The sequence below is a fragment of the Vibrio sp. 779(2023) genome (assembly GCF_033344285.1).
GTDB classification, from domain to species: domain Bacteria; phylum Pseudomonadota; class Gammaproteobacteria; order Enterobacterales; family Vibrionaceae; genus Vibrio; species Vibrio alginolyticus.
In genome coordinates, this window is record NZ_JAWPOM010000031.1 from 22,318 (window position 1) to 36,693 (window position 14,376).

A 14,376-nucleotide genomic window follows, 5' to 3' on the forward strand; every position below is an offset into this window, starting at 1 on the left:
ATTCGGATTTAATCTGTTTCTAAGCGAACCGGTACAAACAACTATACGGATGTTAACAATGAAAATGAAAACTCTAGCCGTTGCAGTGGCGGCACTAGCATGTGGTTCACAGGCCTTCGCAGCAGAAGTTTACAACAGCGATGGTACATCTTTATCGATCGGCGGTCACGTTTCAGTTGGCGTGGGTGAGTATTTCGAAGAAGAAGTAAAAGTTCACCAAGTGTCTCCACGTATCAATGTTGCGGGCAAGAAAGACATTGGCAACGGTATCACTATCGACGCTAAAGGCGAATGGGCACTTAACTACCTAAATGGTGGTAGCCAGTCGTTTTCAACTCGTTTGGGCTACATCGGCGCGACCCACCAGCAGTTTGGCCGTTTAGTGGGAGGTACACAGTGGTCTCCGTACTACGATGTCGCTGGCGTTGCGGATCTACCAATCGCGTTCGCGAACGACTTTTTGTACGACAATCACAACAATCTAGGTACTGGTCGTGCTGAAAAAATGATCAGCTACCGTAAAAGCTTTGAGTTTGGCGAAGGTTTTGCTTTCAACCTAGGTCTTGGTTGGCAAGGTGAAAATGATGATAGAGGCCTATCATTACAACAAAACCCTAACACAGGTCTTCCAGAATACGTTTCTAAAGGCAGCAAGTATGACCAACGTGGTCAAATCGCACTGAGCGGCTCTGTTGCGGGCTTTGGTCTAGGCTACGTATACAGCGGCGGTGATGTTGAGAATTCTGGTCTAGGTACTAAAACTGCTGAATCACACCTTGTTTCTGTAAATTACGGTGAGTATGGCTCTGGTCTGTACGCAGCTGTTGTATACGGCATGAACGAATACTTCTACGAGATGCGTGAAGAAACTACTCAGATTGAGGGCCTACTAGCGTACGGAGTCAACAATTGGACGTTCAGCGTTAACTACGAAGGTGTAGAAGACGACAAAGACAACAAGACAGTTTCAAGCGAAACTGCGCTACAAGCAGAGTACGCAGTAACTCCTGCATTCGTTACTTTCGCTGGTTACCAGTTTGACCTAGGTAACGACTACAACAATGAAGAGAACGACTACTGGACTCTAGGTGCTCGTTACTACTTCTAATAAATAGGCCAGTTTCTACTGCCTAAACACATTTATTGTGTTAACGCCTACTCGTTGTGAGTAGGCGTTTTTCTTTCTGCTTTCCTTTGGCTATAAGAGACGCTGGTCGTTCTGTGCTTAGGTAACCCCACTCCTTGTTTAGAGAGTGCGTCTATAAAAAATGCCCGCAACTTGCGGGCATTTTTGTTGTTAGAAGAGATGCAGTTCTATTAATACGCTTATTTTTTATCGAGTAAATCGAGGAAGAAGGCATACTCTAGCGCATCTTCTTTTAAGCGCTTAAATCGACCAGATGCGCCGCCGTGTCCGGCTTCCATATCGGTTTTGAACAACAAGACGTTATCGTCTGTCTTCATTTCACGAAGTTTGGCGACCCACTTCATTGGTTCAAAGTACTGTACTTGAGAGTCGTGCAAGCCAGTCGTTACCAACATGTTCGGGTAGTTTTGCGCCTTGATGTTGTCGTAAGGCGAGTAACTCAACATATAGTCATAGTATGTTTTGTTATTTGGGTTACCCCATTCATCATACTCGTTGGTGGTCAATGGAATTGATTCATCGAGCATAGTGGTTACCACGTCCACAAACGGAACATGAGCGCCGATACCGCGATACAGTTCTGGTGCTTGGTTGATGATAGCCCCCATTAAGAGGCCTCCTGCAGAGCCACCAACAGCGAAGACTTTATCTTTCGCGCCATAGCCTTGTTCAACCAAACCTTTAGTCACATCAATAAAGTCGTTGAATGTGTTTTGCTTGGTTAGTTTTTTACCGTCTTCATACCAAGGGCGGCCAAGCATTTCAGATCCACGAATATGAGCAATGGCGTAAACAAAGCCGCGATCCAATAGACTCAAACGTGTCGAGCGGAAAGTTGGCTCAATGGTTGCGCCATAAGATCCATAACCATATTGGTAGAGTGGATTCGTACCATCTTTCTTAAATAAGTCTTTACGATACACCAAAGAAACGGGTACTTCTTTACCGTCACGGGCTGTGACCATGATGCGTTCTGATTGGTAATTGTCAGGATTAAAATCACCAAGTACAGGTGTTTGCTTCATGATTTCTGACCCGCCCGTTTTTAGATCGAAATCGTAGTAGGTTCCTGGAGTGGTTAAACTGCTGTAATAAATACGAACTTTTTCGTTATCCAGCTCTAGGTTACCTGTCAAATAGGCAGCAAACGCATCGTCATTAAATGTGAGGGGGAATTCTTTTCCTGTTGAAAGCTGACGTACAGTGACGCTTGCTAGGCCGTTAGAGCGCTGCTCATAGACGATGTGATCATCGAATAACTCGAAGTCGACAAGTTGAGTGTTGTCGTCTGCGGCAATCACATCTTGCCATTTAGAGCGGTCATGCATGTCATTTTGATGAACTTTCATCAAACGGAAGTTGACGGCTTGATAGTTAGTATAAATGTAATACCAATCGCCTAGCTTAGAAATACTGTATTCAATGCCATCTTCACGAGGATAGAACGGTTTCGCCTTTGCTTTAGGGTTGTTCGCATCAATGATAGAGACCCCACTGGTTTCTGTACTCGAATGCCAGATATAAATATCTTCGCCATCTTTGCTTTTGCTTAGTGAGGTGTAATAGGTGCTGTCGGTTTCTTCAAAAATCAGCTCATCGTTGCTTTGTGGTGTGCCCAATACATGACGATAAACTTGGTAGCCCAGCAAGGTCTGTGGATCTTTTTTGATGTAGTAAAAGGCGTTGTTATCGTTCTGCCATGCGACAGCGCTTGAGGCCCCTTCGATTTCATCTTGTAGGTAATTGCCTGTTGTCAGGTCTTTGATCTTAAGGGTGTACACGCGGCGGCTTAATGTGTCTTCGCCATACGCCAATAAGTTTTCATTCGGACTAACGTATAGGCCGCCGATACTGAAAAATTCATGTTCTTTTGCTAGTTCATTGACATCTAAAATGATTTGTTTGTCTTTGCCTGCAAAGTCTTTAGCTCGCAAATGGACTTCGTACTCGTTATCTCCGGTCACTTCACTGGAGTAGAAGTAGTTGCCTTTACGAACCGGTACTGAGTTGTCGTCTTTTGCGATACGCCCTTTAATTTCTTCAAATAGCGTATCTTGAAATGTTTCAGTGTGCTTTAGAACGGTTTCTGCGTACTGATTTTCTTTCTCTAGGTGCTGTAAAATTTCAGGGTCTTTACGTTCGTCGTCACGCATCCAGTAGTAGTTATCAACGCGGGTATCGCCATGAATAGTCATCGCGTGAGGGACTTTTTTCGCAACCGGAGCTTGAGTTTGTTGAGCAACGATCTGTGTTTGGGAGTATTGAGTCATGCTGGGGATTCCTTGATTGCTGCATCCGGCGACAAGCGCGACCGAGACGGCCAACGTAGTTAAAGTGAAACGCATCTGATTTTATCCTTATTGTACACCCAAGTGGCCTCATCCTGAGGGCTGGGCTTTCATTTTGTTAGTGGTTTTCAGTTGTCCATTCTTTGTTATGGGGTATGCCGAAAAAGTGAGAATCCTCAATATTTTCGAGTTGGCTACTCAATTTGAAGGAAGCTGAAAACACATTGTGTAAGCAGCTGTTATTTTTAACAAATATCAATTCGAAAGTTAAATCATTCTCATCGGGAAATCGATATAGTGTGATATGAAAAAAGGGACACACTTGTTGAGTGTGTCCCTTTGGATTTTGAAAGTAAGCTGATAATGATCAGATAACTTGCGGTACTTCGTTTGAGTGATTGTGTGCTCGATTCACCCACATTAACCCAAGCATTGCAATTACCGACATTGCCATCATCATAATGCCCAAAGGCATCTGGTTATGCGCTGGAAATAGTGACGCGAGCAAAGTTGCTACACCTGCCCCCAAGTTTTGCATGCCACCCAATGTCGCGCCTGCTGTTCCTGCATGGTATGGGAATGGCGCAATCGCTCCAGTTGTTGCTGCTGGGAAGAGAATACCCGCACCCAAAAAGTACACGGTTGCGCCTCCAACCAGCGTTAATGCCGTGGTTAAACCAAACAAGCCTGGGATGAGCACAATAGCAGAGCCCACAAAAATAGAGACCAAGCCTACATTTAAAGCACGACGCTCAGAGCGACGTCTTGCGATGTAGCTAGATAAGCCTGCGCCCACCAAGTAACCTGGGATCGGCAATATAAACAGCAAACTTACCGTTGTTGCTGGTAATTCTAATACCCCACCTAACAATACCCCAGCCGCCGCTTCGAATACACCCACACCAGCGAATGTTGCAACCAGGCAAATCAAAAAGCCTTGAAAGCGACGGTCAGACAAAACGTGTTTGTAGCTTTTGGCTACTGGTTCGAATTTGCGCTTCTCTTTTGGTAGCGTCTCCATCATGCTTGTCATCATGGTGATCACAACCGCGATAGCAAATAGCGCTAAGAACAAGTAGCTCGACCGCCATCCGAAAGCTTCTGTTAGGTAACCGCCTAATACTGGTGCCATTAATGGTGAGAAAATCACACACATGCTAATTAAGCTGTTTGCTCTGTGTAGATCAGAGCCTTCAAAGCAATCGCGAGTCAGAGTGCGTGACATCGCACCGCCGCAGCCAATACCTAAGCCTTGGATAAAGCTACCAATCAAGAACCATTCAAATTGATGTGCAAATAATGCTACCAGTGTACCCGCGATGTAGATAAGCAGCCCGACGATGATGATCGGTTTGCGTCCCAAGCGGTCCGATAGTGTGCCATACGCAAATTGCGACAAGCCATACGGGATTAGGTAACAAGCCATCACAGCTTGAAGTGATGACGCAGATACCAAAAACTCGCCCGCCATATGACCGATTGAAGGCACGTACATTGTCTGGGTCATTTGACCCACGGCAGTCAATATAGCGATTAAAAAGGTAAGTTTCGCTAATGGAAACGAAGCAGACATTTGCGTATCTCTCCAAAAAATTTAAGACGTAAAAACCCTTAGCGCTCTTTTACAGAGTGCCAACTGAATTCTTGTGTTGCGGGGGTATTTGCGCGAGATAATAGTGCTTGCTTGTATAATTAGCAATCGAAAAGTGTGAAGTTGAGCAAGATAAAAATCTATGATTTCAATTAGAAAAACTAATCCGACTTTGTTTTCAAAAAGCGGTACATTTCTTTGTCTAATTACGTTAAGTCTTTTACTTTTCGTGAATAGAATGAGCCTTATAGGTAACTGGTTTTAATGGTTAAAGTGCAAAAATAAAGCGTCTGCTCGGTTGAGCTGAGTTCAAGATGAAACGAGTGAATAAAAGGTAGAGGAAAGCATCAGAAAGAAAAGGGAGCCGAAGCTCCCTTAGAAATGATTATGTCTATTCGCGCTCAGATGCGTATGCGTAAAGCATTTCTAGTGCGATGGTTGCTCCCGCTAGTGCGGTAACATCACTGTGGTCGTATGGAGGCGATACTTCGACAACATCCATACCCACGATATTCATGCCGGCTAAACCACGAATAATTTTCAGCGCTTTGTCTGAGTTCAAGCCACCACAAACTGGTGTACCAGTTCCCGGTGCGAAGGCCGGGTCTAAGCAGTCGATGTCAAAAGTGACATATACTGGCTTGTCTGCGACGGTGCGACGAATTTCTTCTAGGATCTCGTTCACCGACATGTCATTCGCTTGCATCGCATTAATCACATTGAAGCCGTGATCTTGCTGTTTGTACTCCGTACGAATGCCGATTTGTATTGAGTTCTTTGCTGAGATCAAACCTTCTTTCGGCGCATGGTAGAACATCGTACCGTGGTCGTATGAACTGCCATTTGCATAGGTGTCCGTATGAGCATCAAAGTGAATCAACGCCATTTGGCCATGATGCTTCGCATAGGCACGCAGGATAGGTAGCGTAATGAAGTGGTCACCGCCCAATCCCAACATGGTTTTACCACTTTTTAGAATTTCACTGGTTGCCGCTTCAAGGCGGTAAGTAAAATCTTCCGCATCACCGCAATCGAACACGAGATCACCTGCGTCGATCACTTTCAGTTTATCCAATACGTTGAAGCTCCAAGGGAACTTCTTACCTTCCCATGCCAAGTTGACTGAGGCACGGCGAATTGCATCTGGACCCATACGCGCACCTGGACGACCAGATGTTGCCATGTCCAGAGGGACTCCCAACACCACAACGTCTGCGTCTGCCGATACCGGGTTACGAATGTACGGCAGACGTAAAAACGACATAGAGTTGGAGTAAAGCGAATAATCAGTTTTAGTAAACAAATCATTCATATCAGAAGTCCTCTAAATAGGTGTATCCTGCTAGACCTTGTTCTAGTTCTGCTAGGATTTGTGCTTGTTCATTGGCTTCAACTCGCTGTGAAACCAATTGTTTATAATTGTCACGAATCGCATCCACGTCGATATGAACGTAGCGCATCATGTCTTCTACACTATCACCTTCGTTGATGTAACTGATCTCAAATTGACCATGTTCATCAACATTGACTACAGCACTGTGGGTATCACCAAATAGGTTGTGCATGTCACCAAGGATTTCTTGGTATGCGCCTACTAGGAAAAAGCCCATTAGGTACGGTTTGTCTTTGCTCCAAGCTGGTACAGGTAGCGTGCTCTCGATGCCTTGACCATCAACGTAGTGATCGATCGCGCCATCAGAGTCACATGTGATGTCCAACATCACTGCACGACGCTCTTCCGCCTCGCCAAGACCAGAAAGTGGCAGAACAGGGAACACCTGATCAATACCCCAAGCATCTGGTAGAGATTGGAAGAGAGAAAAGTTCACGAAGAACTTATCCGCAAGACGTTCGCTCAACTCGTCCAGAATCGGACGGTGGAAGCGATTCTTAGTGCTCATCTTGCGGCTTAATTCGAAGTTAATGCGTAGTGACAATTGTTCTGCCCACGCACGTTGTTCCAAGTTAAGCACACCTGTAGCAAATTGAGAGTGCACTTCTGCCAAATCACTTTGGGTATCATTGTAAATCTCAATTAACGCACGAGCGTCTGTACCATCTTGCAAGTTTTCCCAGTTTCGCCACATGTTTTGTAGCAAAAGCGGAGCGTCATCATCAAGCTCATGTACTTCTTCCGGTAGGTACGACTCGGTACCAATTACGTTAGAAATCAACACAGCGTGGTGCGCTGTTAGCGAGCGACCCGATTCCGAAATGATCACTGGCATTGGTTGTTCGTATTGCAGACACACATCGCCCACTGTGTTGACGATATTACGTGCGTATTCTGCAAGGCCGTAGTTCATCGAATTCGATGATTGGCTGCGTGTGCCGTCATAATCCACTGCCAAGCCGCCGCCCACATCGAAGTACTCGATGTTTGCACCGAGTGCGCGTAGTTCGCAGTAGAAACGTGCAGACTCGTTCACACCATTGCGTACATCACGGATGTTTGCCATCTGTGAACCAAGGTGGAAGTGAACCAGTTGCATCGCGTCTAGGTTGCCTTCGCGTTTAAGACGTTCAATAACGCTAAGCACTTGCGATGCTGATAAACCAAACTTCGATTTTTCACCGCCACTTGCTTGCCATTTCCCTGCGCCTTGAGAGGCGAGGCGAATGCGTAAACCAAGGCGCGGTTTTACGCCCAAACTTTTCGCTTCTTCTAGTACCAGATCCAGCTCAGAAAGCTTCTCTAGTACGATGAATACCTTGTGACCCAGCTTTTCACCGATCAGTGCAAGACGCACATACTCACGGTCTTTGTAGCCATTACACACGATCACGGAGCTACCTTGTTGAGCCAATGCAAGTACCGCCAACAATTCTGGCTTGCTACCCGCTTCAAGACCAAGCTGCTTGGTTTCTAGTTGAGCTTGGCTCGCTAGAATTTCATCCACCACTTCACGTTGTTGGTTTACTTTAATTGGGTACACCAACAAGTATTTGTTTGGATATTGGTATTCTTCAATTGCTTGGTTGAATGCGTGGCAAATACCATGCACACGTTGGTGCACGATTTGCGGGAAGCGTACTAATACAGGCAGATTTAACTGCTTCGCTTCTAGCTCATTTACAATAGCGCTGAAAGGGATTTGATGTGCACGATCACTACGTGGTGATACATATACTTCGCCTTGGTCATCAATGCCGTAGAAACCTTGGCTCCAGTAGTGAACGTTGTAGTCCGCGCGGATGCGGTCTAATTTAGTTGCTTTTTCCAACTCGATTCTCACAAAAATGTACTTAACTCCTTAATTAATTAGAAGGAAAAGTACAAAAAAGCAAATCATGAGGCATTTACCTCATACCCTGACACGAACTCCGTGTGCGCGCATTAACGGATAAAAGGGCCCTTGAGTCTAATGATTAAAATCTATCATCTCGATTATGATTTGTTGTCGTCGCTACGTGTGAATATTTGTTTACCTAAGCGTCCATTCTGCTGTTATAGTTGGTCTGACCAGTAAGGGTTCGGTCATGAAGCATCTCACTAAAATAAGGACATATTTTGCAGCTGCACAGAATTCAGGGGTACATTCAGACCATGTATCTCGCCGAATATCCCGATAAATTATTGTTGCTTGATGGTGCCAGTCGAGCAGACATCCCTCATCTTAAAGACTTTATTGAACATCAACTCCATCGTCCTTTTTCTGATCTAAAGTTGGTTGTTGTGACCCACATGCATCCAGACCATGCTGGTGGTGCGCACAAACTACGTGATTTAACAGGATGCAAGCTATTGGCCGCAAAGCGAGAGAACCAGTGGTATAGCGGTGTAGACGGTTGGCTAATGCATTTGACCGATTTGATGTTAGCACGCTGGATGGCGAATCGGATGCGTAAACCAAAGCAAAACCTGTGGTATTCCCGCAAGTTAAAGCCAGATATTGAACTTATTGATGGAGAGTTTATTCCTGGATTTGATGATTGGCAGGTGCTAGAAACGCTAGGGCATACTGATCGAGATCTGTCGGTTTATCATTCTGAACAAGATGTGCTGTATGTGGCGGATTTAATGGTGCAGGTGAAAAAGCATCTGATTGCGCCGTTTCCCATATTTCATCCGAATCAATATCGGCAATCATTAAAGCGTGTGTTTGAGATGAATCCGCAATGTTTGCTTCTGGCACATGGGGGAGAGGTGACTTTGGATGAAAAAGCGTATCAGCACATTTTGAATACAGCGCCGACTAAGCCAATGACGCACTGGCGAGTGACAAAAGTTAAAGCGAAGGGATTGTTGTTTGCGTTATTTCGTAGGAAGTAGGCGAAGATAAAGCCAGACGAGTGATGCTCAACAAAAACGTTCGATCACTCATCTGAAGCTACGGGGTTAAGATGCCAATAAGTGAGATTGGCTAGGATCAACGAGCACTTTGTCTGCCATGCCTTGACGACCTAACAACATCATGTAAGTCATTTTTTCACGGTTAGTCAACGTAATGTCGATTGGCCATTGTTGGTCGCCCATACGCAGCATCGTCGTGATCACGCAGCGGTGCTCAAAAGTACCGTTAGAAGATTTAACCTTACGGTTTGCTTTTAGTTTCGCTGTGCAGCGAACCACTTGTTCTAAATGGTATACATCTGGGTGCAGATCGAATGCAACATAAGACTGACCATCTTTTTCAAAGCAATCAATATTGTCTACATGTAATGAAGAGGTTTGAGCGCCTGTATCAATACGCGCTTCAAGGTGAGTAATCCCTAACTCTGGCAAGCAAATAGCTTCGGCATTCCCAATGATCATTTTCTGATTCATAGTGTCATCCTAGCGACGAGTAACAAGAGAGCCGGCTTTTGGCTCTCTTGTGCGTTAAACAAAAATCAACCTTTACCGCGAGTACGGTTTGAATTTGGCTTAGCGTTTTTCTCGATAAAATCGAAGATCATACCTGCAATGTTTTTACCCGTTGCTAGTTCGATGCCTTCTAGACCAGGGGAAGAGTTCACTTCCATTACCACTGGGCCATTTTTAGATTGAAGGATATCCACACCACAAAGGTTCAAGCCCATCACTTTCGCTGCATTTACAGCGGTCGCACGCTCTTCTTTGCTCAAACGCACGAGTTGTGCGGAGCCACCACGGTGAAGGTTAGAACGGAACTCGCCTTCCTTTGCTTGGCGCTTCATTGCGGCAATCACCTTATTTCCGACAACAAAACAACGGATGTCCGCGCCTTTTGCTTCTTCGATAAATTCTTGCACCATGATGTTAGCTTTCAAACCCATGAAAGCTTCAATCACGCTTTCTGCCGCTTTATTTGTTTCAGCAAGTACAACACCAATGCCTTGAGTGCCTTCTAGCAATTTAATCACTAGAGGTGCGCCACCAACGTTTTTGATCACGTCCTGAATATTGTCAGGATGGTGAGCAAAGCCAGTGCGTGGCAAACCGATGCCTTTACGTGATAGCAGTTGCAATGAGCGCAACTTGTCACGAGAGCGGCTGATCGCGACAGATTCGTTGACACAAAATGTACCCATCATTTCAAACTGACGTACAACAGCAGTGCCGTAAAACGTAATAGATGCCCCAATACGCGGAATAACAGCATCGTATTGCGGTAATTCTTCACCCTTGTAGCGGATCTTAGGGTTGTTGCTCGTAATGTCCATATAACAGTGAAGCGTGTCGATCACATCGATTTGATGCCCACGTTCTTCACCCGCCTGTTTTAGGCGCATGGTTGAATATAAATTCTCATTACGAGAGAGAATAGCAATACGCATGGCAATTCCTTAGTAAGTCAGTACCAAATTAAAATATAAGTATAGAGCATAGAATGCAGTAGGCAGGTGATCATGTTATGACATAACCTACTTACTTCAACGATTTAGAATTGTGGTTGAACAACCACGTCGTCAGAGGTGCGCACCTTAGGGCGTTTTTTTGTGAGATGAAAACGAAAAAGCATCGTCGACACGACAAAAATATTTTATCAAACGCTCACGCCTTGCGGTATGAGACTGTCAAGGGTGAGATAAATAAAATTGAGCAAAAATTTCATCGCTTTGTCACGAATTATCGCTTAAAAAAGCGGCCAATTTGACCGCTGTTTTTAGCTGTTTTGATAGTGACTTAAAAAAAGTTCCGCCGTTTGGGTAGCTAACAGCCTAGATTCTTCATTCGACAAAGAGGGGCGAATTCCCATTAACTGCGGCCAGAATGCACTGCCTTTAAGTAAGTTGTGCAATTGAGTGCTTGCTATATGTACATCATCAACTTGCAAAGCGCCACTGTTCGATTTCTCAGTAAGCCAGCGGTACAGGGCGGTTTCCTGTTTCGACATTTGTTCTGCTTGTTCTTTGAGATCTTCTGGCTTAAATAAGAAGTGCCCAAATGCCACTTTTGCCAGCTCAATATAGTTTGGTTCCGTCACCACAATGATCTCGCTGTAGAGTAATTCAATCAATTGACCTTTGAGTGGCAGAGTGGCCAAGCGTTTAATATCGCTTTCCATCATTGACGAACGCCAAAGCTCAGTCAGCAACTCCGTCACGATCGCTTCCTTAGAAGGGAAGTGATTATAGACCGTGCGCTTAGAGACTTGTGCGATTGCAGAGAGCTTATCCATGCTGGTGTTTTGCACCCCAAACTCTTGGAACGCTTGCCTTGCCGCGCACAAGATGGCTTCTCTTTTGGTTTCGCTACGACTTTTTCTTTTTACATTCATAAGCTTGCTAAGTTAAGAAGATCATTTCTTGATCTATTTTACACTAAGTAGTTTACTTTTGATAATTAGAATGTAAACTGCACCGTGTAGTTTACTTTTGTTCGGGTTAACTTTTTATGAAAAAAACTTTGCTAGCCACAGTAGGAGCGTTCGCGATGGGTACATCCATGATTTCTTGTTCTAATGTTGATACTGAAAAAGCGCCAACATACCCGGACAAATTTGCAAATACAGAGTTGGAATACAAAAGCGGTTTGGGCGACATGTTCGAAATCATGAAAGCGTATTTTACGACTGAGCGCTTTAACCCAACACCAACGATTGAAATTCCAGTGCATGCGATCACAGCGCGGCAACTGTTAGAAGAGCAAGATGACGTCATCTATCGTCTGGGTCATTCAAGCGTATTAATGAAGCTCGATGGAAAACTGGTAATGACCGACCCTGTATTCAGTGATCGCGCGTCTCCTGTACAATGGGCAGGGCCAAAACGCTTTCACCAAACCCCCATCACGATAGAAGATTTGCCAACTATCGATGTGGTGGTGATCAGTCATGACCATTACGATCACCTAGATAAAGCTTCTATTAAAGTGCTAGGCGATAAGGTGGGCACTTTCTTGGTGCCGTTAAAAGTTGGCCAATTACTGGTGAATTGGGGTGTACCCAAAGAGAAAGTGATCGAACTAGACTGGTGGGAGTCACACTCTGTTGACGGCATTGAATATACACTAACTCCGACTCAGCATTTCTCTGGTCGAGGTTTGACAGACCGCGATACGACGCTGTGGGGCAGTTGGGTTATCAATGCACAACAACACAAAGTGTTCTTCAGTGGTGACTCTGGTTACTTCAATGGCTTTAAAGAGATTGGCGAAAAGTACGGTCCGTTTGACTTCACCATGATTGAAACAGGTGCGTACAATGAACTCTGGTCAGACATTCACATGTTCCCAGAGCAAAGCGTTCAAGCACACATCGATGTGCAGGGCAAAGTGATGATGCCGATCCATAACAGCACGTTTGATTTATCAATGCACGATTGGAATGAGCCAATGCAACGTGCGTTAGACATCAGTGAAGAGCGCGGTGTTACGTTGGTGAGCCCTGAGATTGGTCAACGCTTGGCGATTGCGGAGCCTCAGCCTGCTAAGGCATGGTGGCAATAATTGCTGAGCTAAACAGCCAAACACCAGAATAGTTAAGTCACTTATCAGTAGTTACTATTAGTAGTTACGTGGTCAGGGATAAGGATAAAGGTGCGATGAAAGCAAAGTGGACGTTGTTACTTACATTAAGCATTCTGCCCACCTTTGCACTAGCAGGGGTAGAGCAAGATATCTCGACGTTGATAAAACGAGTTGAGCAATCCTCTTGCACCTTTATCCGCAACGGCAAGGCGTACACTAATCAAGAAGCGGCAGAACACATGCGCAATAAATGGGATTACGCCAAAGATGACGTTGATTCCGTGGATGTGTTTATAAAAGAAGTTGCGTCGAAAAGTTGGTTATCTGGCAAACCATATTGGGTGGATTGCCAAGAGGAACGCATTACCAGCGAAGAGTGGCTAACATCATTGATGCGCACCACCGATCACATCCAATAACACTTCTTTGATGGTCTGATAGCGCAGAGGTAGAGCACGACTGCGCTTACGAACCAGAAATAGCTCTTCACATACAGTGTTTTTCAGTTGAGCAATGTATAACGTGTCTTTTAGTGGAAAATTGTCGACCGCACTTTGAGGCAGCACGGTGAAGCCAAGTCCTTTGCTGACAGGCAGCAAAATTTGGCTCAATTGATTTACGTAGCCGGATAATGGTAAATCGCTCATCTTAATTTCTTGGAGCTGTGGTTCTTCACATTGGTCAAAAAACAGCGTCATGTAATGCTCGGCATCAGGGTGGCTAATGACACCACAGTCATGCAAGAGTTGTGGCGTTATCTGCTTATTTTGATAATGCTTTGGAAGAACCAAGCACAACCTCTCTTTACCAATTCGCTCACTGTGAAACAGACCTTTGTTGGGAACATCAGTCACGATACCAATATCGATGTGCCCTTGCGTTATGGCGTTGAGAATAGATTGATTTGGCGCGGCTTCTAAATGTAACGATAAGCTCGGGTGCTGTTTTTGCTTCTCCAAAATGGGCCCATACAACATTAACGCCATTGCACCAGAACAAGCCAGTTTACAGTGGCCTGAAAACGCATCATCAAAACTGAGCTCTTCGAGCAGCTTCTTCTCTCTATCTTCTAACTCGAGCGCATATGCGTAGACAATCCTGCCTTGCTCGGTTAATTCGAAGCTTTTGTTTTCGCGCTTGATCAAGGCATGCTGACAGCTTTGCTCTAATTTTTTGATGTGTTGGCTGACGCCAGGCTGAGTCATAAAAAGTTTTTCTGCCGTTTGCGTAAAATGACCGACTTCAATCAATGTCTTAAATGTATGTAACCAAACAGGATTAAGCATAGTGTGTGATTTTCTGAGAGCTTTGTTGGGAGACGTAAAGAAAATGATAGCACGGTGTTTTATGAAAACAGAGAAGACTTAAACGATAAAAGATGAATCGTTATCAATACATTACAGACAAAATAAAACCCCGCCTGGTTTCCCAGACGGGGCTTATTCTTTTTCGCAGCAATCCAGCTACTAATAGGTGC

Annotated in this window: 12 protein-coding genes; 4 read left to right on the forward strand and 8 right to left on the reverse strand. The window is 44.8% G+C overall.

The genetic code is table 11. From position 1 onward, the window contains the following. Positions 1–58: 58 nt before the first annotated feature. Entirely contained in the window at positions 59–1,108 is a 1,050-nt protein-coding gene (locus R8O70_RS23290) for a porin (protein ID WP_005374238.1), read from the forward strand. 218 nt (positions 1,109–1,326) lie between these two features. Here R8O70_RS23290 and R8O70_RS23295 read toward each other — a convergent pair whose 3' ends face one another. The 4 genes from R8O70_RS23295 to speA all read right to left on the reverse strand — a co-directional run bounded on the left by R8O70_RS23295 (position 1,327) and on the right by speA (position 8,250). Continuing rightward, on the reverse strand, positions 1,327–3,492 hold the full coding sequence (locus R8O70_RS23295) for a S9 family peptidase (protein WP_258494035.1): 2,166 nt from the start codon (positions 3,490–3,492) through the stop codon (positions 1,327–1,329). 310 nt (positions 3,493–3,802) lie between these two features. After that, positions 3,803–5,008, reverse strand: coding sequence for a multidrug efflux MFS transporter EmrD (emrD, locus tag R8O70_RS23300; protein WP_138939801.1), 1,206 nt, complete (start codon positions 5,006–5,008; stop codon positions 3,803–3,805). Positions 5,009–5,417: 409 nt separating this feature from the next. Further along, positions 5,418–6,338, reverse strand: coding sequence for an agmatinase (gene speB / locus R8O70_RS23305; protein WP_005374233.1), 921 nt, complete (start codon positions 6,336–6,338; stop codon positions 5,418–5,420). Position 6,339: 1 nt separating this feature from the next. After that, a complete protein-coding gene (gene speA, locus R8O70_RS23310; RefSeq protein ID WP_412034576.1) occupies positions 6,340–8,250 on the reverse strand; it encodes an arginine decarboxylase in 1,911 nt (636 codons plus the stop codon). Between the two features lie 323 nt (positions 8,251–8,573). Between speA and R8O70_RS23315 the strand changes: the two genes are divergently transcribed. Continuing rightward, complete coding sequence (locus tag R8O70_RS23315; protein ID WP_053304689.1) at positions 8,574–9,299, forward strand: MBL fold metallo-hydrolase; 726 nt, start codon at positions 8,574–8,576, stop codon at positions 9,297–9,299. A gap of 66 nt (positions 9,300–9,365) precedes the next feature. Here the strand turns inward: R8O70_RS23315 and R8O70_RS23320 are convergent, their stop codons facing one another. From R8O70_RS23320 to R8O70_RS23330, 3 genes are all read right to left on the reverse strand, one after another. Then, positions 9,366–9,794 (reverse strand): ATP-dependent zinc protease, encoded by a 429-nt coding sequence (locus R8O70_RS23320; protein WP_005384193.1) that lies wholly within the window; start codon positions 9,792–9,794, stop codon positions 9,366–9,368. Between the two features lie 65 nt (positions 9,795–9,859). Continuing rightward, positions 9,860–10,765, reverse strand: coding sequence for a 30S ribosomal protein S6--L-glutamate ligase (rimK, locus tag R8O70_RS23325; RefSeq protein WP_005374224.1), 906 nt, complete (start codon positions 10,763–10,765; stop codon positions 9,860–9,862). Positions 10,766–11,094: 329 nt separating this feature from the next. Continuing rightward, a complete protein-coding gene (locus R8O70_RS23330) occupies positions 11,095–11,709 on the reverse strand; it encodes a TetR/AcrR family transcriptional regulator (protein WP_258626133.1) in 615 nt (204 codons plus the stop codon). A 155-nt stretch (positions 11,710–11,864) separates the two neighbouring features. Between R8O70_RS23330 and R8O70_RS23335 the strand changes: the two genes are divergently transcribed. Together R8O70_RS23335 and R8O70_RS23340 are read left to right on the forward strand one after the other, a co-directional pair. Beyond that, complete coding sequence (locus R8O70_RS23335) at positions 11,865–12,878, forward strand: MBL fold metallo-hydrolase (RefSeq protein ID WP_017635528.1); 1,014 nt, start codon at positions 11,865–11,867, stop codon at positions 12,876–12,878. Between the two features lie 95 nt (positions 12,879–12,973). Further along, complete coding sequence (locus R8O70_RS23340) at positions 12,974–13,318, forward strand: DUF5329 family protein (RefSeq protein WP_017635527.1); 345 nt, start codon at positions 12,974–12,976, stop codon at positions 13,316–13,318. On the opposite strand, the gene R8O70_RS23345 is transcribed toward R8O70_RS23340, so the two are convergent. Next, a complete protein-coding gene (locus R8O70_RS23345) occupies positions 13,286–14,185 on the reverse strand; it encodes a LysR family transcriptional regulator (RefSeq protein ID WP_017635526.1) in 900 nt (299 codons plus the stop codon). The genes R8O70_RS23340 and R8O70_RS23345 overlap by 33 nt on opposite strands. Positions 14,186–14,376 lie beyond the last annotated feature (191 nt).

Coding starts and splice junctions, on each gene's coding strand:
- R8O70_RS23340 (WP_017635527.1), top strand. CDS start 12,974: ATGAAAGCAAAGTGGACGTTGTTACTTACATTAAGCATTCTGCCCACC.
- R8O70_RS23295 (WP_258494035.1), bottom strand. CDS start 3,492: ATGCGTTTCACTTTAACTACGTTGGCCGTCTCGGTCGCGCTTGTCGCC.
- R8O70_RS23290 (WP_005374238.1), top strand. CDS start 59: ATGAAAATGAAAACTCTAGCCGTTGCAGTGGCGGCACTAGCATGTGGT.
- R8O70_RS23330 (WP_258626133.1), bottom strand. CDS start 11,709: ATGAATGTAAAAAGAAAAAGTCGTAGCGAAACCAAAAGAGAAGCCATC.
- R8O70_RS23345 (WP_017635526.1), bottom strand. CDS start 14,185: ATGCTTAATCCTGTTTGGTTACATACATTTAAGACATTGATTGAAGTC.
- R8O70_RS23320 (WP_005384193.1), bottom strand. CDS start 9,794: ATGAATCAGAAAATGATCATTGGGAATGCCGAAGCTATTTGCTTGCCA.
- R8O70_RS23335 (WP_017635528.1), top strand. CDS start 11,865: ATGGGTACATCCATGATTTCTTGTTCTAATGTTGATACTGAAAAAGCG.
- emrD (WP_138939801.1), bottom strand. CDS start 5,008: ATGTCTGCTTCGTTTCCATTAGCGAAACTTACCTTTTTAATCGCTATA.
- rimK (WP_005374224.1), bottom strand. CDS start 10,765: ATGCGTATTGCTATTCTCTCTCGTAATGAGAATTTATATTCAACCATG.
- speB (WP_005374233.1), bottom strand. CDS start 6,338: ATGAATGATTTGTTTACTAAAACTGATTATTCGCTTTACTCCAACTCT.
- R8O70_RS23315 (WP_053304689.1), top strand. CDS start 8,574: ATGTATCTCGCCGAATATCCCGATAAATTATTGTTGCTTGATGGTGCC.